Source organism: Methylocapsa sp. S129 (assembly GCF_009765995.1).
Taxonomy (GTDB): Bacteria; Pseudomonadota; Alphaproteobacteria; order Rhizobiales; family Beijerinckiaceae; genus Roseiarcus.
On sequence record NZ_LMUI01000059.1, the window covers coordinates 72,351 to 96,304 of the forward strand.

Genomic DNA, 23,954 nt, shown 5'->3' on the forward strand with positions numbered 1-23,954 from the left:
GGCATCAAGTTCACGCCGCGTCCCACCCGGCGCGCACGAAGCGGAAGCCTTCACCAAATACGTCGGCGGGACTGGCGGCAAAATCGCGCCAGACGCGCGTCTTGAAGGCGAATTCGGGGGAAGCGCGGCTGAAAGCCTCGATCGTTAGCCAGCCGTCATAGCCCGATTGCTTTAAGGTCTTGAAGGTCGCCGCCCAGGGCACATGGCCGCGTCCGGGCACGCCGCGATCGTTCTCAGACAGATGGACATGCGCGATCCGCCGCAGCGAAGGAATGATGGCGGCGACGGCGTCGCTTTCTTCGATATTGGCGTGGAACGTGTCGTACATGCCCGTCACCGCGGGATGTCCGACGCGATCCATATAGGCGACGAGCTGAGCCATCGTGTTGAGAAAATGCGATTCGAACCGGTTCATCGCCTCGACCGCGATGGTGATTCCACGTGCGGCCGCCAGATCGCCCGCCGCGCAATGAAAAGCGCAGCCGCGCTCGATCTCGATCTCGCTCGGCGGCAGGCCGGTGAATTCGCCGAGCGTCTGGTGTATCGGTCCGCAAATGAGTTTCGAGCCAATCGCCGCCGAGCAATCGAGCGCAAAGGCGAGATGATCGACCGCGGCCTGGCGTTGCGCTGGTTCGTCGGAGAGCGGATTCTTGCCCTGCGGCAGAACGGTGAGCGTCGTGCGATCGAGGCCGATATCGTCAAGCATCGCGCCAAGCGCGCGATAGGTCGCCATATCGCCCGAAATGACGGGAATTTCGATCCCATCATAGCCTGTCGCCTTCAGCGCCTCGAACAGGGGCCGCTGCGCCGGCGTGACTGACGGTCCCCACAAAAACATGCAGAATCCGATTTTCACTCCGCTTCCTCCCCGGCGCGCGGCGTCAATGACGGAATGATCGGCAGCAGGAGATGCGAAGGATGTTTCGCGTCGTGATAGATTTTGTGCATCGTGATGCGACTGCTGCCGATGTGATAGGGAATATATTCGACATTGGTGGTCCCCGAGACGCCGGTGGGCAGATCGAGACTGGCGATCTCCACGCAGATCCGGTGTCCCCTACGAAACAGATTGGCGGTCGCCAATATCTCGATCGCATATTCGACGATCTCGCCCGGCGTGATTTTTTGCCGCGCTTCGCGCGTCAGTTTGTGCCACGGCTTCCAGGGCAGAGAGCGCTCTTCGTCGAGGGCGCGGTTTGAGGCCTTCAGCCAGCCGCGCGTCAATTCGCGCGCGGGCAGATCGGGGTTTATCTCGCGCTCTCCCTCCCGCGCGGTCCTGACCGAACCATCCGGCCCAACGTCCCTCACTGTCACGATCCAGTTCGTATCGTCTTGGTCGATCGCGGCGAACAGATTGAGCACCATCGGCCCGGCGACCAGCAGATCGGCGCCGAGCGGTTCGCTCAGATAGCGCAATCTTGCGACCTGATTGGTCTGGGTCGGCGGCATCTGCACGAAGGCGTCGGGCGGAATGAATTCATCGATGCTGGCGTCAATGAGCGGCTCTACGCTCAGCCGCTCCCAGCTATTGAGATAGAGCTTCGTCCATTGCGCCTCAGGCGGCGGCCAATCGCTGCTGGTCCGCCATTCGTTGGCGCCCATGACCCAAAACCTGACCGGCGGCTCGCGCAGCATGCCGGTGTCGATCCCCTTCAGCCAATGGTCGTACCAGCGCAGCATTTCATTGCGCAGAGCGCGCAACGGACGGTCGGGATGCGAGGGGCCGGTGAAGGTCAGCTTTTTCGGCCCTTGCAGATTGGCGAAATAATTCTGCGCGCCGCTCAAATGCGTCTTGTAGGTATAGCCGTACCAGCCAGCGCCGGTATGAACGGGAATATCGATCCGCGCGAGATCGGTCTCGCCTTGTGCGACATATTCCGCGTGATCGAACGGATCGATCAGCACGTCGAACACGCGCGGCATATGCTGGCCTTTCAGGCCCAGCAAGTGGAAGAGATGCGGATACATCTTGTAGTCGGGATCGGCCATCGCCTCGCGCCACTGGCGATCCCTGTCTGGCGCGAGTTCGGCTGGCGCGCTTTTCGTGTGATGAGCGCCGGAGAAATGATCCTGGAGATAGCGGAACGCGTGCATGACGCCGCCGGGATATTCCTCGCGAAAGCCGCCGAAAGCGCCATAGGCGCCGCGCGGATCATAGGGAAAGATCGCCTTGAGATGCGGCGGCCGCTGCTTGGCCGCGTGGAATTGCTCGGACGCGAAGGCGCCGATGCCGACCATGCCGATCTGACCATCGCACCAGGGCTGGGCGGCGATCCACTGGATGACGTCATAGCTGTCCCATTGCCGCGACCCCGTAGCCTTCGACTTGCCGAACCCGCGCGGCGAGCCGATGACATGGATATAGCCGCGCGAAACGAAGAAGCGCGTGTCGCCCGCCTCCATATGACCGACCCACAGCGTCGACCAGGCCGGTTGCGGCGGAAAGTTTTTGGGAAATTCGCTGCCCTGGATTTCCTTGCTGTGGCTGGCGAAGGCGAGCAGCACCGGAAATTTCCCTGGCGCGTCCGGCCGATAGACATCGACCAGCAATTCCGCGCCGTCGCGCATCGGCACGGCGACGTCGCGATCCACGGCGACGCCCTCGTGCTCAGGCGCCCGCTCATAAGACGTCGGCAATTGATTGCCCGACAGCAGCGCCTCGGCGCCTGGAGATAGCGCTGCTGTCATGACGCGCTCGCGGCGCCGGTCATGACGGCAAGGAAGATCGCCGGCTTGTCGCCCGTGACCAGCCAGGCATGGTTCGTCGCGCGTTGCACGACCGCATCGAAAGGACGCAGCGGAATAGGCTCGCCGGTGTCGAGCAACAGCGAGATTTCGCCTTCGAGCAGCATGATATAGTCCGTCGTCGGCGTCACATGCATGAAGGGATGGCGGCTGGTGTCGCGCCGGCAGGCGGGAGAGCCGACGCCGGCGAAGAACTCGGCTGTGAGCTTCGCCAGATCCTCCGGCGTCATTGCCGGATCGGGCGGCGGCAAGCGCACGACACGGAAGGTCGTCGCGCCAGGCGGCGGAAAGAACGGCATGTCGGCGGCGCCGTCCTTGCCCTCGGGACGGGTCATCCAGAGATTGAAATTGCCAAGTTCGCCCTCCGCGATCTCAGCCTCGTCGACGAGGGTCGACTTGCCGTCGGCGTTGACGCCAGTCGTCAGGCGGCGAAAGGAACGGGTCATCGCAATCTCCTGCTGGGCGGCTTCCATCGGGGGCTCAAATCTCGAAAACCTTCTTCTGCGTCTTGTGCAGACAGGAGCCAGGGCCGTCGGGGCCGATCATGTAATTGTCGCAGACGATCGCGAAGAGCGATTCGGTTTCATAGCCGGGGTGCACCGCCAGGCACATGCCCTCGCGCAACGCCATCGGCTCGTCGCGGCGAATGAGCGGCCGTTCGACCATGTCATAGCCCTGGCCGTGGCTGTAAAGACGCAGCTCGGGCGGCAAGCCTCGCCCGATCATGAAGGCGTCATGCGCGGCCGCCACGTCGCGGCACAACGCGCCGGGCTTCATATGGCGCAAGGTCGCGTCCTGGGCTTCGCGGACGGCGGAAAATCCGTCGAGCAGTTCCTGCGAAGCGCGGCCCAGAACAAGGGTGCGCGCCAATTCCGTGTAGAACCCGCCGGGTCCGTTGATTTCGATCAACAGCGAGAGATGATCGCCGGCCGCCAACGTGCGCCCCTGCATGTGACGGCCAAGGAACGGCGAAGCGCTTCCCATCGGCGCCGATGCGCCAAGGAAAATTCCCTGCTCGCTGCCGCGGATCTGCCCTTCGCGCCACGCCAGCGCCGTCACGTCGATGTCGCGCATGCCGGGCCGAATGGCGGCGAGCACGGCCGCGAACACATCATCCTGCAATCTTGCGGCCGCACGGATCAGGCCGGCCTCTTCCTCGCTCTTAATGGCCTTGATGGAATCGACGAGATCGGTCGCGTCGACGATTGTCTCCGCGCCCGGGAACGCCGCTTGCAGCCCCGCCACAAAGCCATGCGCCATGCCGCCGGCGCCCACCAGGCCGATGGTGCGATAGCCGCCCTTGCGCAAACTGTCGCAGATCGCCTCGGAATCGTAGCGATGCGTGTAGGCGATCGAAAGGAACGACGGGGAATAGCGGATGTCGCCGACGCCGCGATGAACGGGATCGGCGCCGCCGAACTGGCGCGTCGCGTCGAACGGACCGACCTCGACGACCGTCATCGGACCGGCGAGCGGAAATATCACCGAGCGCGGATAGCCGTTATGGGCGGGAAGGTCGGTGAAATATTTGACAGCGCCGCCAAGCCAATCATTGGCGCTCTGCATGACGAGAGCCTCGATGCCCCGATCCGCCATGGCGGCGCGAACGGCGCTCCAGCGCCGTTGCAATTCCTGGGTGGAAATTCGCGTTGCGATGCGTTCCGCATTGCCCGCCAAATTGTGTCCAGGCATGTCAGTGAGCCTCGATCGTCGCGGCGGCGGCGGCGGCATCAGGAACGATGCGCGTGCGCTCGAGGCGGCGCGCGAGCGGGAACAATTGCCAGCCGTAGCGATCGGCCACATAGCCCCACAGCCCGCGCCGTGCCTTGAGCATGACGACGATCGCGATCACGCCGAGGACGATGAGATAGGCGCTGCCATAGTCGGCGAGAAACTCACGCAAGACGAAGAATATCACCGCGCCCAATATCGGCCCCTCGACGCGGCCGATGCCGCCGATGACCGTGATGAAAATGACATTCATCGTCCAGTCGTTGATGCTGAAGGCGGAGAAGGGCGTGATGCTCAGCTTCTGCAGGAAGATCAGGGCGCCGGCCATGCCGTTCGCGAAGGCCGCCGCGACAAACACGATGAGCCGGGTCCGGTTGACGTCGATGCCATTGGACTTGGCCGCCATTTCATTGTCGCGGATCGCCGTCAGCGCGAGGCCGTAGCGCGTGCGCAGGATCGTGACGATGAGTCCGATCACCGCGACGACCAAAGCGAGGAACAGCCAATAGATGAGGAATTCGCGTCCGTCCCGCGATTGAGCGATCGACTTGACGACCACGGCGGGCAAACTGATGCCCGAACCGCCGCCGACCGCTTTGACCTGCTGGAAGACCTGGACGAACACTTCGGCCAGCACCCAGGTTCCAATGGTGAAATAGGCGCCGCGCAGCCGAAACAGCACGAGCACGACCGGAACGGCGAGGACGCCGCAGAGCAACCCGCCGAGAGGCACGCATAGAAGCGGCGGCAGGCCGCCCGCAAGCGCGCCGACATAGAGAACATAACCGCCGAGGCCGACGAACACCTGCTGACCGATCGACACCAATCCGGCATAGCCGGCGAGCAGGTTCCACAGGCTCGCCAAGGCGATGTAGGAATAGATCTCTCCCAGCAGCCGCATCGTCTGGCGATCGCCCCAAAACGGCGCGGCGGCGAGAAGAATCAACAGAAGCGCCCAGAAAACGAGGCCGAAGCGGCTCGAACGGTCGATATGACTGACGCGAAACGAGAATGCGTCTTGAACCTTCGCCGCGATCATAGCGCCACCTTGGGAAAAAGGCCTTGCGGGCGGACGATGAGCACGGCGAGAAACACGACGTGACCGGCGAGAAACGGCCAGCCGACATTGAACTGGCCGCCAAGGGCCTGGGCGATTCCCAGCAGAATGCCGCCCGCCAATGTTCCCCAAAGACTTCCCAACCCGCCGATGATGATCGCCTCGAAACCGAAGATCAGCAATTGCGGCCCGTAGAAGGGATTGAAGTCGGTGCGGATTGCGATGAACACGCCGGCGACCGCGACGACGGCCAAGGAAAGCGCCATCGCCATTGCAAAGATATGGCGCGTTTCCAATCCCATAAGCTGGGCGACGACGGGATCGTCCGATGTCGCCCGGAAGGCCCGGCCGAGAGCCGTGCGATAGAAGACGATCTGGAGCCCGGCGATGATCGCGACGGCGACGGCGAACTGGATCAGCGGCAGAACGCCGACCGACAGGTCCGGCAGGAATTGCACGCTCGCAATCTCAATATCGCCCGCATGCAGCCGATGGGTGTCGAAGGTGAAAAAAACCAGCAGAAGATTCTGGATGATGACGGAAAGGCCGATCGTCACCAGCAATGGCGGGAGTTCCTCGCCGAGCGTCCAGTTGAGCAGCCCGCGTTGCAGCCCGTAGCCAATGAGCGCCGCGGCCGGCACGATGACAGCGAGCGAGGTGAAAGGCCCGATGTGCAGGGCCGCCATCACGAAATAGGCCATATAGGCGAAAGCGACGATGAGATCGCCATGCGCGATATTGACGAGGCGCATGACGCCGAAGATCAGCGAAAGGCCCGCCGCGAACAAGGCGTAAAGGCCGCCCAGCAAGACGCCCTGAAAAATAATGTTGACCCATTCCATCAGGTCAGACTCCAAAATACGCGGCCTTGATGGCCTCGCGACTGAGTTGCGCGGGCGGGCCGCCGAGCGTGACGCGGCCCTCCTGTAGGCAATAGACATGGCTCGAGGCTGAGAGCGCCTGAACGATGTCCTGTTCGACGATGACGACGGTGACGCCCTCCCTGACGATCTCGGGCAGGCGCGCGAAAATCTCCTTCACCACGATCGGCGCGAGGCCCAGACTGAGTTCGTCGCAGAGCAGCAGCCGCGGGTTTGTCATCAGGGCGCGCCCGAAGGCGACCATCTGCTGTTCGCCCCCCGACAGGGACGTGCTGCGCTGATCCTTGCGGTGTTTGAGATTGGGAAACAGATCGAAGACGCGATCGAGCGTCCAGGGTCCGGGGCGGCCGACCTGGCCGCCGACGAGGAGATTTTCGCCGACGCTGAGGGAAGAAAACAGCCGTCGCCCCTCCGGGATCAGAGCGATCCCCTGGCGAACGAGTTGCGGCGCGCGCATGGCGCCGATCGGCGCCCCGTCGAAAGCGATCATATCGGGAGCCGATTTGATCAGGCCGGCAATGCTTTGCAGCAACGTGCTCTTTCCGGCGCCATTGGCGCCGATCACGGAGACGATCTGACCCTCTTCCACTTTCAGGGATACGCCGAACAGAGCCTGAAAGTCCCCGTAGAACGCGTCGAGGGCATTGACTTCAAGCAACGCCATGCGCGGCCTCCGATCGATCGTCCGGCGCCTTGCATTCTTCACTCATCGGCGGAAATTCCCATGTAGATTTCCGCGACGCGCGGATGCCGGATCGCCGCCTCCGGCTTGTCGTCGGCGATGAAGGCGCCGCCCGCCAGAACGACGATCCGGTCGACGACGGCGAGCAGCGCATGGACGATGTGCTCGATCCAGATGATTGAAATGCCAGTACGTCGGATGTTTTTGATCAAAGCGACGAGGATCTCGCATTCGCCTTCGCTGAGGCCGCCCGCCACTTCGTCGAGCAGCAGGACGCGCGGGCGCGTGGCGAGCGCCCGCGCCAGCTCCAGTCGCTTGCGGTCGAGCAGCGTCAGGGCGCCCGCCAGACGGTTCGCCTTGTCGCCCAGTCCGCATTCCTCGAGGGTCGTCGCGGCGATCTGATAGACTTCACTCTCCCGCTTGCCGCCCGCGAAAGCCGCCGCCACGACCAGATTCTCGAACACCGTCATACCGCCGAACGGCTGCGGGACCTGGAAAGAGCGCGCGATTCCGAGCCGGCAACGCTGCGGCGACGACAGACGCGTGATGTCGCGCCCGTCGAGCAGAACCTTGCCGGCATTGGGCGTGAGCGTTCCGGTTATGATGCCAAACAGGCTGGTCTTTCCCGCGCCGTTGGGACCCAGCATACCCAGCGCCTCGCCATTCCCCAATGTGAGATCGAGGTCGTTGGCGACAACCACGGCCCCGAAACTCTTCGATACGCTTTGCAGCGACAGGATCGCGCTCAAAGACATTTCCTCCGTCGCTCGGTCAACCGAGCGGCAGGAGTTTGGACGTCGTGTGGATTTCTGGATAGAGCCCACTGTTGACGATCGCGATGTCGATGCGCTCGCCATGCTTCTGCCACTGGCCGGCGACGACCGGCGTCGTGCTGACGTTCTTGACCGGCTGACCGCTCCATTTGACCGGACCGACGATGGTCTTGAGGTCCGTCGAAGCGATCGCGGAAAGGATCGATTTGGGATCCTTGACGTCCTTGGTTCTCTTCAGGACATCGATGACCACTTCGAACAAAGCGTGTTTGAACGGAATCGGCTGTGTCCAGTGACGGCCCGTGGCGGCCTCATAGTCGGTCACGAGTTGCCTGCACGTGCTGCCGGTCAGGCTCGACGTATAGGGATAGTCGGGCGACCACCACACTTCGCTCGTCACGCCAAGGCCGCGATCGCCGAGGGATTCGATCGCGGAGGGAAACAGGAACGCCTTGCCGAGCGTCACGATTTTCGGCTTGTAGCCCTGCTGCGCCGACTGCGCCCAGAAGGTCGCGAAATCAGGCGTGAAGAGATTGCCGGTGATGATCTGGACGTCCGCCTTCTTGAAGGCGGAAATCTGCGCGGTGAAATCATTGCCGAACGCAGGAAACTGGCCGGGATCGACCACTTTGAAACCGGCCTTGGCGATCGCGGGAATGAAAGCGTCATGCCAGGAATTATCGTCCTGCGCGGTATTGAACAGCGTGCCGACGACCTTGTTGGTGTCCTGGCTCTGCCAAAGGCCGATGAAAGCGGCCAGAACCTGATCCAGTCCCCAGAAGAAATGATAGGTCCAGTCGAAGCCTTTCGTCGCGGTGCCGCCGCGCCCGTAATAATAGGATTCCCAGGGATCGTCGGTCGTGATGCAGGGCACCTCGTTGAGTTCGGCGACATTGGCGGTGGGATTGGTGTCGATCGAACCGCTCGAGGCCGTGATGATGTCGACTTTGTCTTTCAGGATGAGTTCGGAGGCGACTTCCGCCGTGCGGCTTTCATCGGTCTGGCTGTCCTTGGTGATAATGTCGACCTGATAGGTCTTGCCGCCGATCTCGAGGCCCTTGGCCAGATATTTGCGGATGCCGTCCAGCACCCATGGCTGCGCTTCGGCGAATCCCGCCATCGGCCCGGTGACGGGCGCGACATGCCCGATCTTGATGACAGGCGTCGCGGCGCGAAGAACGGCCGGACTGAAGATCGTGGCGGCGCCGACAGCCGCGCCGCCCATGAGGATGGTGCGCCGCGAAGGATTGGCCGCTGTCGCATTTCCCGCGACGTTGTCCCGTTGGTCCGATTTCAACATTGTCTTCCCTCCCCTTTTTTAAAAGCTCCGCTGGAGCTTCCTATGCAGTCGAAATTGTTGGTTCTCGCTGTTCCGCGCCGCGCGCCAAATCTTTTTGGTCACATCAGCGCGGGATAAGTGCCTCCATCGAGATGGATATTCTGTCCCGAGACGAAACCGGCATGGACGCTGCAGAGGAACGCGCACATCGCGCCGAATTCCTCCGGGCGTCCGAGACGCCGCGCCGCGATGCTCTGCACCTGCCGCCGCCGCGCCTCCTCATAACCAATGCTCTCGCGCTGCATCGTCACCCGCGCCATCTGTTCCTGGCGGTCGGTGTCGAAGCGTTCGGGCAGCAGATTGTTGATGGTCACATTCGATTTGGCGACATCGAGCGAGAGGCCCTTCATCGCGGCGGTCAAACCGGCGCGCGCGCCCGACGACAGCGCCATATGAGGGCGCGGCGTCGTCACCATTGCCGAAGTAATGTTGACGATACGGCCGAATTTCCGCTCGATCATCGCGGGCAGCACAGCGCGCGCGAGCAGCAGCGGCGCGACCATGTTCGCCGCCACCGCCTCCATCCACATGTCGCCGGTGATGTCGTCAAACGCATGCGGGCTCGGACCGGCGTTGTTGTTGACAAGAATGTCAGGCGTGGGCGCAATTGCGAGCAAAGCGGCGCGTCCTTCGGCCGTCGTGACGTCGCCCACGACGGCTTGGACCTGCGCCTGCGCCGTCTCGCTGATTTCGGCGGCCGTCTTCTTGATCCGCGCGGCGTCGCGTCCATTGATCACAACATTTACGCCTTCGCGCGCCAGCGCCTCGGCGCAGGCGCGGCCGAGTCCCCGACTCGAGGCGCAAATGATGGCGGTCCTGCCTCGGATCCCCAGATCCATTCGTCCCTCTCCCACAGCGCGAAGCTCGAAACGGCGATGATTCTCGAGCGCGCGCGGCAATGATTTTTCCGCCTCGCGATGAATGCCGCGACGCCCATCCAACAGATCATCAAAGGCGTGAGGAGGCAACAAAATAATCGATTATTATGATATAATTTTAAAATGATCGATTATTATTTCGTCGATGGCGAGCCGGTGAAATGGCGCCCGCAAACGAGCGCTCCGCGAGGCCGCGTCGTGTTCAGTCGGGTGTGATCACCAGATTGGTGAAGCCGCCATTGCGCACAGGCAATCCCTCCAACGCGTCATTGACCTGCGAAAGGGGAAATCGACGATGCTCAAGAACGGATAGGCCCAACACGCCGGCTTCGGCCATATCGGCGAGCGCCTGACCCTCCGCCGGGGTGAACCAGTTGCTGCCGATGAAAGATATCTGCTCGTCCATCATCCAGTGGACGTCCATTGTGACCTTCTCGCCGACCCCGCCGATATTAACGGCGCGGCCGCCGCGCCGCAGCGCATAGATCGCCTGCATCAGCAACGCTCCCGAAGCCCCGGGCCCGAGGCAATCGATAACCGCGTCGACGCCCAGATCGCGGGTTCGGCTCCGCGCCCATTCGCCCGTCGCCTCCCCGCCAAGCTCCAACACATCGATGCGCTCCGGAGCGAGCGCCTTGACGCGCCGCAAGAGAACCGCGTTGCGCGCGGTCCCGAGTATTTTATTGGCGCCCATGGCCAAGGCGATGAGACAAGCGCCCAGGCCCAGCGTACCGGTGATCCCATTGATCAGGACCGTTCGGCCCGGACCCGCTTCCGCCTTGCGCAGAGCGGCGAAGGCCGTGCCGAGATAACCGAAGCGGGCGGCCGCCTCGAAGGACAGATTGGCGGGCAGCGCGACGAGATTGCGTTGCGGCGACGCGACGAACTCGCACATGCCGCCGTGAGGATAGGCGTCGAACTGGCGTTGCGATTGCGGCCCGAAGCCGAAATAGCCCCTGAACGTGAAATTGCGGCAGTTGATAGAATCATCGGCCCGGCATGACGGACAGGATCCGCACGTCAGGCCGGGGTTCGAATAGACCCGGTCGCCCGGCGCGAAATTCTGGACGCGATCGCCGATCTCGACCACCACGCCCGCCACGTCGAGGCCGAAGATGGCGGGCAGTTTCGGCAGCGGCAGTTCGGGGAACCAACCCTGCCAATGCGCCAACACGTTGCGCAAATTGGGTACGACGCCGCAAGCCTTCACGCTGATCAGGACGTCCGTTGCGCGCGGAACAGGCCGCGCCACGCGCTCCAGGATCATCGGATCGCCGAATTTATGCAGACGGGCGGCGTTCATCGTCAGCGTCGGGTCATTCATAAATCCCCTCCTCCGTCTATTCGGCCTCTCCGAGATAGAGATGGCGCAAACGCGCGTCGGAACGGATCGCGCCCGCCGATCCCGACAAAGCGAATTTGCCGCGTTCAAGAACATGCGCCCGATCGGCGAGCGCGAGCGCGCGCTCGACATCCTGTTCGATCAGCAGCATCGTCAGGCCGCCGGCCTTCAAGGCGAGAAGCGCCTCGTAAAGACGATCCATCATGACAGGCGCGAGGCCGAGGCTTATTTCGTCGAAAATGACAAGCATCGGCTTCGACATCAGCGCGCGGCCGATGGCGAGCATCTGCTGCTGGCCTCCCGACATCGAAGCGCCGGGACTGGCGCGCCGCTCGGCGAGAATCGGAAACAGAGCATAGACCTCATCAAGCCTGCGCGCCGCTTCGCCGCGATCGACCGACCGGGCCGCGATCAGCAGGTTCTCCTCCACCGACAAGGGCGTGAAAATTCGGCGCCCCTCCATGCAATGGGCGATGCCGCGCCGCGCGATCTGGTGCGGCGACAGGCCGGCAATGTCTTCTCCCGCGATCGATATGCGGCCATGCGTCGGCTTGATGGCGCCGCTGATCGTATTGGCGAGCGTCGTCTTGCCGGCGCCATTGGCGCCAAGGATCGCGACGACCTCGCCTTTGCGGACGGTCATGTCGACGCCGTTGAGGACTTTCGCTTGCCCGTAGCCGGCGAAGACCTCGCTCAAGGCCAGTACAGTCTCCGCGCTTTCTGGATTCGGCGTCGCACCGCTGGACTGCGGCGCAGCGGCGACCGCGGCGGCGGGCGAGGGCGAATGCGCCGTTCCAAGATAGACCGCCGCGACGCTTTCGTCGGACAGGACCGAGGTGGTCGACCCCTCCGCAAATTTCTTGCCGAAATTGAGCACGACCAGATGGTCGCAGCATTCTTTCACGACGCGAATGACATGCTCGATCACGACGATCGAGCGGTTCGGGCCGGAGACCGCCTTGATGAGCGCAATCAATTCCGTCAGTTCGGATTCGATCAGGCCTGCGCCGACCTCGTCGAGCAGAAGGAGCTTGGGCTTTAAGGCGAGCGCGCGCGCGACTTCGAGCCGCTTGCGCCTCAACAACGGCAGAGCGTTCGCCGGCAGCCGGCGCACATCGGCCAGACCAGTCTGTTCGAGAATCTCGTCGCATTCGCGCTCGATGAGGGTGTGCGCGGCGAAAGGCGACAATGAAAACTGGGCGACCTTGAGATTCTCCTCCACGCTCATATCGAGAAAGGGGCGCGGAATTTGATAGGTGCGTCCGATGCCAAGACGCGCTCTTTCAAAATCCGCGAGCGCGGTCACATCCTGGCCATCGAAATGAATGCGCCCGGCGCTGGCCCGCAGCGCGCCGCCGAGAAGGCCAATGAGTGTCGATTTTCCCGCGCCGTTAGGGCCGATCACGCCGCAAATCTCGCCCAGTCCGATCGTGAGGTCGATAGCATCGGCCGCGACGATGCCGCCATAGCGCTTGGTCAGGCCTTCGGTGCGGAGCAAGGGAGCGCGCGATGGGCCGCTGGGGGTGGTCGCGTGAAGCCCGGTCATCGGGGAGCCCCGCTCCGCAGAGCGCCCGAGGCGGGACGGGGCGCCGTTAGCCAGCGCGCCAATTGCAAACCCAGACCGAGAATCCCTTTTGGCGCGAACCGGACGATGACGATCAGGATCACGCCCGTTATCGCAATGTGCAATTCAGGATAGTCGGCAAGATATTCGCCGAGCGCGATGACGATGATCGCGCCGACGACGGGCCCCAGCCGCAATCCCAGGCCGCCGATAATGACGAGCGACAGGACGTCGATCGTCCATTGCATCCCGAACATGCCATAGGGTTCGATCGCGCCGAGCTTATAGGCCTGCAAGCCGCCCGCGGCGCCCATCAGGAAACTGGCGATGATGAAAGCGGCGAGCTTGACGTGAAAGGCGCGCACGCCCATCTGCGTCGCCGCATCCTCGTCGTCACGCACCGAGCGCAGGAGAATCGAAAAGCGCGTCTGGGTGCAGGCCGATATGACGATCGTCGCCGCCGCCAGCAGGCCGATCGCATAATAGAACAGCGCATTCGTCGACGGGCTCGGCGCGTTGAGGAACCAGCCGCCGGCGCCGCCGGAAAACGACGCATTGATCATGAACAGCCGCAGCGCCTCGCCCAGCGCCAAAGTGCCGACCGTGAAATAAAGCCCGCGCAACCGGAACAAGGCGGGCGATACGACGAAGGCGACGATCGCCGCGACCAGACCGCTGCCGACGAGCGTGATCGAAATCGGAACGTCGGCGGCGTTGAGAACGCCAACGAGAACATAGGCGCCGATCCCGATAAACGAGGACGTGCCGAGCGACACGAGCCCACAATAGCCCGCCAGCAGGTTCCACGCTTCGCCAAGCACGATATAGATGAGGAGGCGGAATCCGATCTGAACGCCATATTCGCCGCTGAACTGCGGCAGCAGCGTCAGGCCCGCTATGACGACGACGATCGCGACCGCCGCGGCGAAGCGGGAAGCGCCGGCCATCACGACTTCCCCGCCAGCAGGCCGGTCGGACGGATCGCCAGCACAATCAGGAAGAGGACCATCCCCACGAGGTCGCGATAGCCGTCGCCAAGGACGATGCCGCCCAGACTCTGCATGATTCCGAGCGTCACGCCGCCGAGCAGCGTGCCCATAATATTGCCCATGCCGCCAAGGACGACGACGGCGAAATTGGTCAGGAGATAGGTGGCGCCGCTCGATGGCGTGAACGAGAAGGCGATGCCGATCAGGGTTCCGCCGATCCCGGCGCAGGCCGCGCCCAAAGCGAAAGTCGCGGCGTGAACGCGTTGCACATCGACGCCGACGATCGCCGCCGCGAAAGGGTCGACGGCGCTGGCGCGAAGGTCGCGGCCAAATGCGGTGCGCGACACCAGAAGATGCACCAGGCCAATCGCAATGACGGAAACCGCAAAGCCGATCACATAGATCCAGGCGATCGTGACCGGCCCGACCGAAAGAGAAGCAGTCGCATAATCGCGCTCGATCGAACGGGTATCGGCGCTGAACAGCAGGATGAACAGGTTCTGCATGATGATGGAAACGCCGAACATCGTCATCATCGGCGCCTCCGGCCCTTTTCCGCGCAACGGCGTCAGCAGGAACCGATGGATCGGATAGGCGAGCAAGCCGACCGCCAGCCCAACGAGCAGCAAGCCGGCCAGCGGGTCGACGCCCGTCCATTTCAAAAGAAACAGGCCGGCATAGGCGCCAAGGATCAGGAATTCGCCATGCGCGAGATTGACGAGACGCATCACGCCCAGAACAAGCGACAGGCCCAGAGCCGTGAGCGCATAAATGCCGCCCAGAAAGAATCCAGACGCCAGGCTGCTTGCAACGACGTCCAGGCTCGGCATTTCCGTCCTTTCGCCAGACCCTGGCGGCTTGCGTCAAGATGGTTGAATGGCGCCGCGTCATCCCTTCCCCCCTTGTGGGGGAAGGTGGCCGAAGGCCGGATGGGGGGTCGCGCTGACCTATCAAACCGAGGTCGCAGACAAGACTACTGATAGGCCTGCGCGACCCCCCTCCCTAACCCTCCCCCACAAGGGGGGAGGGAATCCGCTGCGTCAAACAAGCGCCTCGGCGCGTTCAGTTCGGCATTGGAAATAGAAGCTTGCCGGTGGCGCGGTCTTTGGGCCAGACGACGATGGCTTTGCCGCTTTGCCATTGATCGATCGCCATCGGCAGCTTCGATGTGTGGTTCTCATCGAACTTGATCAGGCCCGCAACATAGGTCTTGTCGGTCTTGGCGATCGCCGCATTGATCTTCTCGGGATCGGTCGAGCCCGCCGCGGCGATCGCATCGAGCAGGATCTCCGCTGCCGAATTGCTGTCGGCGATGTGCTGGCTGCTCGTCTGACCCGTCTCTTTCTCGAAATCGGCCGCCAGTTGCGCGGCGCCGGGATAGGGGAAGCTCGGGTCCCAATAGCCGCCGACCAATATGCCGTCGCTCAACTTGCCGAGCGCTTCGGCGAATTGCACGGGTTCCGCGCCCTTTTCGATCACCAGGATTTTGGGGGAAAAGCCAGCCGACGCCATTTGCTTGCGGATCGACACCGCCTGTGGCGTGATCGAATCGACAAGAACGATTTCCGCGTTCTTGCTTTTGGCTTCCGCGATGATCGAAGTGAACTGGGTGTTGTCGATGGGGAACGATGCATTCTCGACGACTTCCATGCCGCCCGCCTTGGCCATGGCGGGCCAGATCTGGCCGCCGACGATCTGACCGTCGGGCCCATTGTCGTGCAGGATGGCGACCTTCTTATTGGTCTCGATTCCATATTCGGCGATCATCTTGAAATCGGCGCCGGCAAGGTCGGGCTCATCAAAGAAGAGATCCCAGACATAGGTCCATTTGCGCACCGACTTGAAGGCTTCGAGCGGATCGCAGCCTGTCACCATCGGCTTCTTGTGACGCTCGGCGACGAGCGCGCCGGCATTGACCAGACTTGGCGTGCAGGAGCCGAGCAAGGCGGTCACGTTGTCGCGCGAGATCAGCGTCTCGATATTGCTCGCCGAAGCGTTGGGATCGGTCTTGTCATCGCGGATGATCAGGCGCACCGGCCATTTCTTGCCATCGATCGCGATGCCGCCCGCCTTGTTGACGGCGTCAATCGCGCGCTTGTAGCCCCATTGCTGGAAGCTGCCGAAGCCGGCCAGCGGTCCGCTCAGCGGCAGCGACGCGCCGATGACGATTTCATCGGCGGCATTGGCGCTTGAGGTCCAACCTGCGACAAGGGCGAAAGAGGCAACCGCCCCAAACAGCGCGGCCTTGGCCAAGCGACGCGGCAAGCCATTGTTGATCTTCTTGTTCATCGATCATTCCTCCTGCTTTTTGTTTTCCCTCGTTGCGAGCGATTGATTGGCGGATCGCCCACGTCCTGGCCGACGCTAGAAACTCGTATCGCCAGTCTCGCGCCGATAGAGGACCGGCAGGATCTCGGCGAGATAGCCCATCTCCTCGACGCAATGCTGATGCAGCCGGCGCGTGAATTCCTCGTTCAATCCGCTCTTGCGCATCGCCCGAACCTGATCCTCGCTGAAGGTCACGTTCGGATCGCGGCTTTCGATTTCGCCGAGCCAGAAGCGGCTGCGCATTTCGCAGCCATAGTCGGTGTTGCGCACGAAATGCGTCATGCGGCCATGGTTGACGGGATGATCGAGATCGCCGATGCGCGCGCAAATCGCCATCGCGCCTGACGCGCGATAGGCGGCGGCGTCATAAAGCTCCGCCGGCTCGATGAAATTGATGCGCAGCTTGTAGAGCGGGCCATCGGCGCCGGCGAGATATTCGTGAACCAGATGCGACGCGCCGATATATTTGCCGTCAATGCGATTTTCCCAATCGCTGAAAACATGATCGCGCGGATGCCACCATTTATATTGGTCCGAGCCGCCGAGCCATGAAAACCACCAATCGACCATTTTGGCGCGGCAACCGGGCATGCGCGTCAAAGCCGCCACCAGGCGCTTGCCGTCGGCCAGATCCTTGTATCCCGATTCAAAGGGAAGGTAGCCGGGATTCAAAAGAAGGTTGGCTTCATGCAATTCCATGCGATCCTCCCATATCTGTTGATGTTTTTGCCTGCCGATCCCTAGGGGTCGGCAAGGGTTAGAAATTGACGCGGTCGGCGCCTTTGAGCGCGAGCATTTCGCGCGCCTCGTCGGGCGTCGCGATCTGCAAGCCGAGTTCTTCAACGATGCGGCGGATTTTGGCGACCTGCTCGGCGCTGCTCTTGGCCAATTGGCCTCTGCCGATGAAAAGACTGTCTTCGAGCCCGACGCGGACATTGCCGCCCATCATCGCCGATTGCGTGGCGAAATTCATTTGCGCGCGCCCCGCGCCGAGCGCCGACCATTGGTAATCGGCGCCGAACAGGCGGTCGGCGGTCTCCTTCATGAACATCAGATTGCGCATGTCGGCGCCGATGCCGCCCAGAATGCCGAACACCATCTGCAGGAACAGCGGCGGCTTAAACAATTTGGCGTCGACGCAATGGGCGAGATTGTAGAGATGGCCGACGTCGTAGCATTCATGTTCGAACTTGACGCCGTGGTCGCCGCCGAGCGTGTGGGCGATGCGCGCGATGTCGCGAAACGTGTTGCGGAAGATGTTATTGTCGGAATTGCGTAAATAGGGCTCTTCCCAATCGAATTTCCATTTGGGATAGCGATCGGCGAGCGGATGCAGCGCGAAATTCATCGAGCCCATATTGAGCGAACACATTTCCGGCGACATGGCGACGGCGGCGGCGATGCGCTCCTCAATGGTCATCGTGACGCTGCCGCCGGTGGTGATGTTCACCACGGCGCCGGTCGCTTGTTTGATGCGGGGAAGAAACTGCCCGTAAATTTTTGGATCGCCGGTCGGGCGGCCATCCCCAGGATCGCGTGCGTGAAGATGAAGGATCGCGGCGCCCGCCTCCGCCGCGCCGATCGCCTGGGCGGCGATATCCTCGGGCGTATAGGGCAAAGCGTCCGACATGGTCGGCGTGTGGATCGAGCCGGTGATCGCACAACTGATGATGACCATGCCCGATCGCGCTTTGCTCATCCTATGTTCCCTTTCGAACGAGATCGCTCATTTTTCCGCCGCATCCGATTGGAGCGCCGCCTTCAAATGCTGCATGACGGCAAGACGCAGGACATCAGTTTGATCCTTGGTCCAGGCGCGAAAACCCTCGCCCGATTTCATGCCAAGCTTTTTGCTCGCCACTAACCGTTCGAGATAGGGCGAGGGCGCCGGGCGGCTGTCGATCGCCGGCAGAACGGTCTGGTGAATGGCGAGCGTCAGGTCCGTGCCGACGAGATCGGCGTTTTCAAGCGGCCCAAGAACCGCGAGGCGCCGGCCAAAGCTCGCCTTGACGACCGTGTCGACCGCCTCCGCATCGCATATGCCAAGCTCGACAAGCGTGATCGCCTCGCGCCACAAAGCATGCTGCAGCCTGTTGCCGATGAAACCGGGCACGTCGCGCTTGACATGGACCGGGGTTTTGCCGAGCCGGCGATGCAGCGCCATAGTCTGTTCGATCACCGGCGCCGAAGTCCATTGCGTGCCGATGACTTCGACGAGTGGAACGAGATAAGGCGGATTCCACCAATGTGTGCCGACGCAATTCTCGCGGCGCGACAGATGCTGCATGATCTGCGTGATCGGAATGACCGATGTGTTGCTGGCCAGGATCGCGTGGCCTGGCGCCGCCGCCTCGATCTGCTGAAAGAGCGCCTGTTTGACCGCGAGATTTTCAGCCGCCGCCTCGACGACGAAATCCGCCGCGGCCAGTGCGTCGCGAAGATCGGCGAGCGGGCGCACGCGGTCGGCGGCGGCCTCGTCGAGACCGAGATCGCGCAGGTTCGCCCGAATCCTTGCCCGTACCGAATCCAGCGCCGCAGCGGCCGGGTCGGTGATCGCGACTCGATGGCCCGCCAGCGCAAAAACCTGCGCGATGCCATGGCCCATGAGCCCGGCGCCGACCACGGTGATTTTTTCCAGCGCGCTCATCGCTCAGCCCGCCGTATACCCGCCATCGGCATAGAGGATGTGTCCGGTGTAAAAGTCGGAAGCGCGGGAAGCCAGAAACAGCAGCGGTCCGGCGAGATCGTCGGGCTCTCCGAGCCTGCCCTTGGGCACGCGCGCCAGAAAGCCTTTGCGCACTTCGCGCGCTCGTTCGTTGTCCTCGAACATCCAGGCCGTGAGCGGCGAACGAAACACGGTCGGCGCGATCGCATTGACGGTGACGCCAGTCGGCCCGAGTTCGCAGCCAAGCGCCTTGGTCAGGCCGTCGACGGCGGCCTTCGACGCGCAATAGGCGGTATAGCCCGCGGGATGACCGAGCAGGCCGCGCGCCGAAGAGGTGAGGACGATCTTGCCGCCCTCTCCTTGCGCGATCATTTGCGTCGCGGCGGCGCGCGCGATCAGCCAGGACTGCGTGACATTGGCGTCCATCACATCGAGAAAGCGCTCGGGCGACATGTCGCCGATTTTGGCGACATCGTTCTTGCCGGAAGCCACGACGAGAATATCGAGACGGCCGAAATGCGAGACGGCGGCCGCGACGATGGCGGCGCAGGCTTTTTCAGAATCAGGGCGCGCCTGGAGCGTCTCCACTTCTGCGCCCGTCGCCCTGCACTGCGCGGCGGTCGCCTCCAGCGCTTTGGCGTTGCCCGCTGCGATCAACACTTTGGCGCCCGCCGCGGCGAGAATGCGCGACGCCAGCGCGCCGAAAGCGCCCGATGCGCCCACGACAATCGCAACCTTGCCGCTGACGTCGAACAGCGAGAGCGGGTTGGCGAGAACGTCAGTCATTTCGCATGGCCCGGCGGATAGGGCATCACCACCAGCATCGAGCAGATTTCATTGCCGCGATTGATGATCTCGCGGCTCTCGTTGGCCGGGATGGTGCAGGAATCGAAGGGCCCCAGCACCGTCTCGCTGCCACCGATGATCACTGTCATATGGCCCTTGACGACGACATAGACTTTCTCGATCGGGCTGGCGTCCGGCCCGGCGCCGCCGCCCGGCAGGAAATGCGAAAGCCCAACCCATTGATTGGTCGGACCGCCCGCCTCAAACCCCTGCAACCGCAGGCCGCGTACGTCGCGGTGGTTGGGCGCTTCATAGGGTTTGGCGTCGGCGAAGCGCTTGACGAACATCAGAGCGCCTCCCCTTTTTCGATCCGATAGTTCTGGCTCGGGTCGATCATGGCGACGAGGCGAATGATGCAGCCGTCGCCGCGATCCCAGTTCCAGGGAAAGAAAGCGAAGGTCACGCGCTTGCCGGTGACGGCGTCGAGATCGCCGCCGACATTCTCGATGCCCAAAATGCCGTTGGTGAAGAGTTTGCGATGCACCGGCTCCCATTCGGGATGGTCTTCCTTCCAGTCGCGCCCGCCCGACCACACTTTGTATTCATCGGCGAGATGAGGAAGCAGCGGGCCATTGCGATGCGGGCCGATCGCGGTGGCGAGCGGATGATCGTTGGCCTGCGTGTCATGGCCGACGACTTTGACTTTTTTCTCGACGAGCCAGTCGCCCGCCGAGGGTACGAAGCCCGGGCATTTGGCGAAATATTCTTCATTGTCCTCGTATTTGTGATGCCAGCCGGTGTTGACGATCACGACGTCGCCCGGCCGCACGCAATGGCCCGCCGCCTTTTCGAGATCGTCATAAGTGATCGGCTCCCAATATTTCTTGGGGATCGAGACGACGATGCCCGAGCCGAAGAAATGGGGCAGTGGCACTTCATCGATGAACGGCGTTCCCGCGACGACATGAGCGGGCGCGTCGATATGCGTCGTGTTGTGCATGGTCGTGGTGATGCGCTGCGAGAGAACGCCCGATTTGGCCATGTAGTGGATGCGTTCGATGTGAACGTCCTGGAAATAGGGCCAGTTGGGCGATTGATAGCCGAAGCGATGCGACAGGTTGTAGAATTTGAGGCCCATCGGATTGTCGAGATTGCCCTCGAAATCCATGCCGCGAACCTTAACGGTCATCCGTCTTCTCCCTGGAATGCATCGGGCGCCGCACGCGCTCTGAAGCGCTTGCGCTTTCCCGATCTGTTTTCTTGTCGTTCGTATTGTGATACATATAGCCCACAATACGGTCAAGCGCGATATAGCCAAGTGCGGAGAAATTTGATGCGGGCGCGCGACAACGCCATCCGGTCCGGTCGCGCTCGATCGCGGCTCGCTCGTTTTGATAGGCGCTCCGGCGCGCCGCGCTCCTTGGCGCCGGCTGCTGACAACTTGTTGATAATGCGGCTTGAAACAAACTATTCGTAGCGCAGGAGGCACCCGCCCGATCTAAGATGCAGCGAGCATTCCTGCTCCGGGAGCGCCGCGAAATTCGCGGCCGCTCGAAAAGAAATCGGTTAAACGGAGGGCGCTTGTGTCGCAATCGGTGTACCGCATCGCGGCGCAATGCGAACGCCGCGATTCTGTCGGCCGGCGCGGACCAACGATCCGAAAGCGAGCATGAACCAGCGAAATATGAAGGACGCCAAGCCGCCGCCTGACCCGTCCGCTCAGGCCCAGAGGAAGGGGCCAGGCCCTGAGGCGGCTCCCGTGCGCGACGACCTCTCGGAGAAAAGCCAGGTCCAGGTCATCGCGCGCGCGGCCAGCATTCTGCGTTCGCTGGAAAACCAGCCGGCGGGGCTCAGCCTCGGGCAAATCGCGCAACGGGTCGGGCTCGCGCGCTCAACGGTTCAGCGCATCGTCGCGGCGCTCGCATTCGAGAAATTTCTCATCGCCGCCTCCCCCGGCGCGCGGGTGACGCTTGGACCGGAATTGTTGAGGCTTGGCGGGACGATCCGATTCGACATTGTGCAATTGGCGCATCCGCTGCTTGCACGCGTTTCCAACGACTTGCGCGAGACCGTCGATCTCGCGACATTCAAAGGCGATCGCCTGACGTTCGTCGATCAGGTCATCGGGGCTCAGCGTCTGCGAACCGTTTCCGCGGTGGGCGAGCAATTCCCGCTTTACTGCACCGCCAATGGCAAGGCCTATCTGGCCACTTTGACCGACAGCGCCGTCGAGGCGCTGATTGGCGACGATCTGCCGCGGCGCACGCCGCACACGATCACGGATCTCACGCATTTATTGGCGGAATTGGCGGAGGTCAGAAGGTCGGGAATCGCTTTCGATCGCGAAGAGCATTCGCTGGGAATCTCGGCGGCCGGCGTCGCAATCGCCGATCCCTTCGGAAATCCGGTCGCCCTCACCGTTCCCGCGCCGACCCATCGCTTCAAACGAAACGAACACGCCATCGCGAACCGGCTGCTGATGGCCAAGGATGAGCTCGCGGAAATGATGGCTTCGTAGCATTATGCGGCGCGGCGCCGACTTCAAGAGGGGCGGACAATGGACAGCCAGCAAACGGATCGCCTAGCCATTCGTGACCTCGTCGAGAACTGGGCCTTGTGGCGCGACGCGGGCGACTGGGAGCGATTCCGCACCGTCTGGCATGATGACGGACGCATGATGGCGACGTGGTTCCAGGGAACCGCCGATGAATTCATCAGCGTCAGCCGCGCCGGCTTCGAAAAAGGCGTGCGCATTCTCCATTTTCTGGGCGGCGCGGCCATCGACATCGCCGGACATCGCGCAATCGCGCAGACCAAAATGACGATCAACCAGCGCGCCGAGGTCGACGGCGTTCTTTGCGACGTCGTCTGCACCGGACGTTTCTATGACTTCATCGAGAAGCGCGAGGCGGGTTGGGGATTGGTTCTCCGGCAGCCGATCTACGAAAAGGACCGCCTCGATCCCGTCGCGTCGGACGCCCAATTGACGCTCGACGTCAATTTGCTCGCGCGCTTCCCGGAAGGCTACCGGCACCTCGCCTATCTCCAGACCCGCATCGGCTACCAGGTGAAAGCCGACATGCCGGGACTGACCGGACCGGAAGTCGAAGCCTTGTACCGGCGCGGCGCCCGCTGGCTCGCGGGCGGCGCGTTGTAGAGAGGCCTGCGACGCTCAGATGACGCCGACGAGGGCGAGGACCAGAAGAACGATCAGAATCGTGCCGAGCCCACCGGAGGGATAATAGCCCCAGCCTGCGCTATACGGCCATGACGGGAGTGCGCCCACCACCAGCAGGATCAAGATAATGAGAAGGATGAGACGCATTTCAAAGCCCCGTGCGTTAAAGCCAACACATGACGAATGCGTATTTCGGAAAAACGTTCCATCGGCCGATCAGTATTTCGCGGCGACGGCCTGATTGGCGGTTGAACGAGGATGGACGCTCGATGCGAACGTACGACGGACGCGGGCGCCGCTTGGCGTCTAATGAATGAATATCGCTGCTGGCGTCAGAGAGCGATCACTTCAACCCCGAGCCGCGCATCAACAGGCCCACCACAATTCCGGGCAGCACGACGGCGAAAGGCCCCAGGAAAAGCGTCGTCAACCATTGGAGGGCTTCGTCAGAATCGGGACGGCTTTCTCGTCCATCGTCGCGAGGGCCATCAGATGACGATCGGAAAAGTGCGGGCCGCTCGGAGAGGCTCCAAAGCGGCCCGCGCCGCGACGGGCTGGGGGGCTGAAAAAGTCGCGGCTGATTCCTAAAGAGCAATCATTCGCGGCGCTTTTGAGGTGATATTTAGCCCGAATGGATTTTCGTCGCCTCATACATCTTGCACACCGTTTTTCCGCGAGAGCTGCGCGGCTGTCCTGACCGCGACGGCTGTTTCCTAGGCATCGCGAATCGAATGTGCGGCGTCCCGGAAAAATTATGGAAGATTTTCAGGACTCGAAGAGTCGATAACAGCCGCCGCGCGCATGGGCGGAAAAAGACCGCCGTCGGCGCCAAAGCGCCGAGATCGAAGAAGACACAAAAATCTTTCCACACCACGGCGCAACGTTGCGGGGCGCAAGACCAACAAATTATCTAACAAAATCAAGGCTATGGAAAGCGCTGGCAGGAGAGGCGAGACTCGAACTCGCAACCCCCGGTTTTGGAGACCGGTGCTCTAGCCAATTGAGCTACACTCCTA

At 62.4% G+C, this 23,954-nt stretch carries 24 protein-coding genes and 1 tRNA gene; 2 read left to right on the forward strand and 23 right to left on the reverse strand.

The features are described 5' to 3' along the window. Positions 1 to 10: 10 nt before the first annotated feature. The 21 genes from GSQ90_RS28860 to GSQ90_RS28960 form a co-directional block, all read right to left on the reverse strand. Positions 11 to 856 (reverse strand): sugar phosphate isomerase/epimerase, encoded by an 846-nt coding sequence (locus tag GSQ90_RS28860; RefSeq protein ID WP_158818447.1) that lies wholly within the window; start codon positions 854 to 856, stop codon positions 11 to 13. Further along, positions 853 to 2,688, reverse strand: a complete 1,836-nt coding sequence (locus GSQ90_RS28865) for a CocE/NonD family hydrolase (protein WP_158818448.1) — start codon at positions 2,686 to 2,688, stop codon at positions 853 to 855. The genes GSQ90_RS28860 and GSQ90_RS28865 overlap by 4 nt, the downstream gene beginning before the upstream one ends. Then, positions 2,685 to 3,191: a cupin domain-containing protein gene (locus tag GSQ90_RS28870; protein WP_158818449.1), complete on the reverse strand. Its 507-nt coding sequence runs from the start codon at positions 3,189 to 3,191 to the stop codon at positions 2,685 to 2,687. Before GSQ90_RS28870 ends, GSQ90_RS28865 begins: the two co-directional genes overlap by 4 nt. A 34-nt stretch (positions 3,192 to 3,225) precedes the next feature. Beyond that, positions 3,226 to 4,437, reverse strand: coding sequence for a M24 family metallopeptidase (locus GSQ90_RS28875; protein WP_158818450.1), 1,212 nt, complete (start codon positions 4,435 to 4,437; stop codon positions 3,226 to 3,228). A gap of 1 nt (position 4,438) precedes the next feature. Next, a complete protein-coding gene (locus GSQ90_RS28880; RefSeq protein ID WP_158818451.1) occupies positions 4,439 to 5,515 on the reverse strand; it encodes a branched-chain amino acid ABC transporter permease in 1,077 nt (358 codons plus the stop codon). Next, positions 5,512 to 6,375 carry a branched-chain amino acid ABC transporter permease gene (locus GSQ90_RS28885; protein ID WP_158818452.1) on the reverse strand — a complete coding sequence of 288 codons (864 nt, stop codon included), beginning with the start codon at positions 6,373 to 6,375 and terminating at the stop codon, positions 5,512 to 5,514. The genes GSQ90_RS28880 and GSQ90_RS28885 overlap by 4 nt, the downstream gene beginning before the upstream one ends. 4 nt (positions 6,376 to 6,379) lie before the next feature. After that, positions 6,380 to 7,078, reverse strand: a complete 699-nt coding sequence (locus GSQ90_RS28890) for an ABC transporter ATP-binding protein (RefSeq protein ID WP_158818453.1) — start codon at positions 7,076 to 7,078, stop codon at positions 6,380 to 6,382. Between the two features lie 38 nt (positions 7,079 to 7,116). Next, entirely contained in the window at positions 7,117 to 7,845 is a 729-nt protein-coding gene (locus GSQ90_RS28895; protein ID WP_371418480.1) for an ABC transporter ATP-binding protein, read from the reverse strand. Positions 7,846 to 7,867: 22 nt separating this feature from the next. After that, a complete protein-coding gene (locus tag GSQ90_RS28900; RefSeq protein WP_158818455.1) occupies positions 7,868 to 9,169 on the reverse strand; it encodes an ABC transporter substrate-binding protein in 1,302 nt (433 codons plus the stop codon). Positions 9,170 to 9,267: 98 nt separating this feature from the next. After that, the gene (locus GSQ90_RS28905; RefSeq protein WP_158818456.1) at positions 9,268 to 10,047 is read right to left on the reverse strand and encodes an SDR family oxidoreductase; all 780 of its coding nucleotides are present in this window, start codon (positions 10,045 to 10,047) and stop codon (positions 9,268 to 9,270) included. A gap of 241 nt (positions 10,048 to 10,288) precedes the next feature. Continuing rightward, on the reverse strand, positions 10,289 to 11,410 hold the full coding sequence (locus GSQ90_RS28910) for an alcohol dehydrogenase catalytic domain-containing protein (protein WP_246731827.1): 1,122 nt from the start codon (positions 11,408 to 11,410) through the stop codon (positions 10,289 to 10,291). A 16-nt stretch (positions 11,411 to 11,426) separates the two neighbouring features. Further along, positions 11,427 to 12,974 carry an ATP-binding cassette domain-containing protein gene (locus GSQ90_RS28915; RefSeq protein WP_158818457.1) on the reverse strand — a complete coding sequence of 516 codons (1,548 nt, stop codon included), beginning with the start codon at positions 12,972 to 12,974 and terminating at the stop codon, positions 11,427 to 11,429. Continuing rightward, on the reverse strand, positions 12,971 to 13,939 hold the full coding sequence (locus GSQ90_RS28920; RefSeq protein ID WP_158818458.1) for a branched-chain amino acid ABC transporter permease: 969 nt from the start codon (positions 13,937 to 13,939) through the stop codon (positions 12,971 to 12,973). The genes GSQ90_RS28915 and GSQ90_RS28920 overlap by 4 nt, the downstream gene beginning before the upstream one ends. After that, positions 13,939 to 14,811 (reverse strand): branched-chain amino acid ABC transporter permease, encoded by an 873-nt coding sequence (locus GSQ90_RS28925; RefSeq protein ID WP_158818459.1) that lies wholly within the window; start codon positions 14,809 to 14,811, stop codon positions 13,939 to 13,941. Before GSQ90_RS28925 ends, GSQ90_RS28920 begins: the two co-directional genes overlap by 1 nt. A 232-nt stretch (positions 14,812 to 15,043) precedes the next feature. Continuing rightward, positions 15,044 to 16,270, reverse strand: a complete 1,227-nt coding sequence (locus GSQ90_RS28930; protein WP_158818460.1) for an amino acid ABC transporter substrate-binding protein — start codon at positions 16,268 to 16,270, stop codon at positions 15,044 to 15,046. Between the two features lie 75 nt (positions 16,271 to 16,345). Beyond that, positions 16,346 to 17,008 carry a DAPG hydrolase family protein gene (locus GSQ90_RS28935; RefSeq protein WP_158818461.1) on the reverse strand — a complete coding sequence of 221 codons (663 nt, stop codon included), beginning with the start codon at positions 17,006 to 17,008 and terminating at the stop codon, positions 16,346 to 16,348. Between the two features lie 58 nt (positions 17,009 to 17,066). Beyond that, positions 17,067 to 18,008, reverse strand: coding sequence for a 3-keto-5-aminohexanoate cleavage protein (locus GSQ90_RS28940; RefSeq protein WP_158818462.1), 942 nt, complete (start codon positions 18,006 to 18,008; stop codon positions 17,067 to 17,069). Between the two features lie 27 nt (positions 18,009 to 18,035). Further along, a complete protein-coding gene (locus GSQ90_RS28945) occupies positions 18,036 to 18,956 on the reverse strand; it encodes a 3-hydroxyacyl-CoA dehydrogenase family protein (RefSeq protein ID WP_158818463.1) in 921 nt (306 codons plus the stop codon). Between the two features lie 3 nt (positions 18,957 to 18,959). Then, the gene (locus tag GSQ90_RS28950; protein ID WP_158818464.1) at positions 18,960 to 19,760 is read right to left on the reverse strand and encodes an SDR family NAD(P)-dependent oxidoreductase; all 801 of its coding nucleotides are present in this window, start codon (positions 19,758 to 19,760) and stop codon (positions 18,960 to 18,962) included. Then, on the reverse strand, positions 19,757 to 20,107 hold the full coding sequence (locus tag GSQ90_RS28955; RefSeq protein WP_158818465.1) for a cupin domain-containing protein: 351 nt from the start codon (positions 20,105 to 20,107) through the stop codon (positions 19,757 to 19,759). The genes GSQ90_RS28950 and GSQ90_RS28955 overlap by 4 nt, the downstream gene beginning before the upstream one ends. After that, the gene (locus tag GSQ90_RS28960) at positions 20,107 to 20,949 is read right to left on the reverse strand and encodes a cyclase family protein (protein WP_158818466.1); all 843 of its coding nucleotides are present in this window, start codon (positions 20,947 to 20,949) and stop codon (positions 20,107 to 20,109) included. The genes GSQ90_RS28955 and GSQ90_RS28960 overlap by 1 nt, the downstream gene beginning before the upstream one ends. Before the next feature lie 480 nt (positions 20,950 to 21,429). On the opposite strand from GSQ90_RS28960, the gene GSQ90_RS28965 reads away from it, so the two are divergent. After that, positions 21,430 to 22,278 (forward strand): IclR family transcriptional regulator, encoded by an 849-nt coding sequence (locus GSQ90_RS28965; protein WP_158818467.1) that lies wholly within the window; start codon positions 21,430 to 21,432, stop codon positions 22,276 to 22,278. A 39-nt stretch (positions 22,279 to 22,317) separates the two neighbouring features. Beyond that, positions 22,318 to 22,917 carry a nuclear transport factor 2 family protein gene (locus GSQ90_RS28970; RefSeq protein WP_158818468.1) on the forward strand — a complete coding sequence of 200 codons (600 nt, stop codon included), beginning with the start codon at positions 22,318 to 22,320 and terminating at the stop codon, positions 22,915 to 22,917. A 15-nt stretch (positions 22,918 to 22,932) separates the two neighbouring features. Here GSQ90_RS28970 and GSQ90_RS28975 read toward each other — a convergent pair whose 3' ends face one another. Next, complete coding sequence (locus tag GSQ90_RS28975; protein WP_158818469.1) at positions 22,933 to 23,085, reverse strand: DUF3309 family protein; 153 nt, start codon at positions 23,083 to 23,085, stop codon at positions 22,933 to 22,935. Positions 23,086 to 23,876: 791 nt separating this feature from the next. Next, a tRNA-Trp gene (locus GSQ90_RS28980) sits at positions 23,877 to 23,953 on the reverse strand. Between the last annotated feature and the right edge of the window lies 1 nt (position 23,954).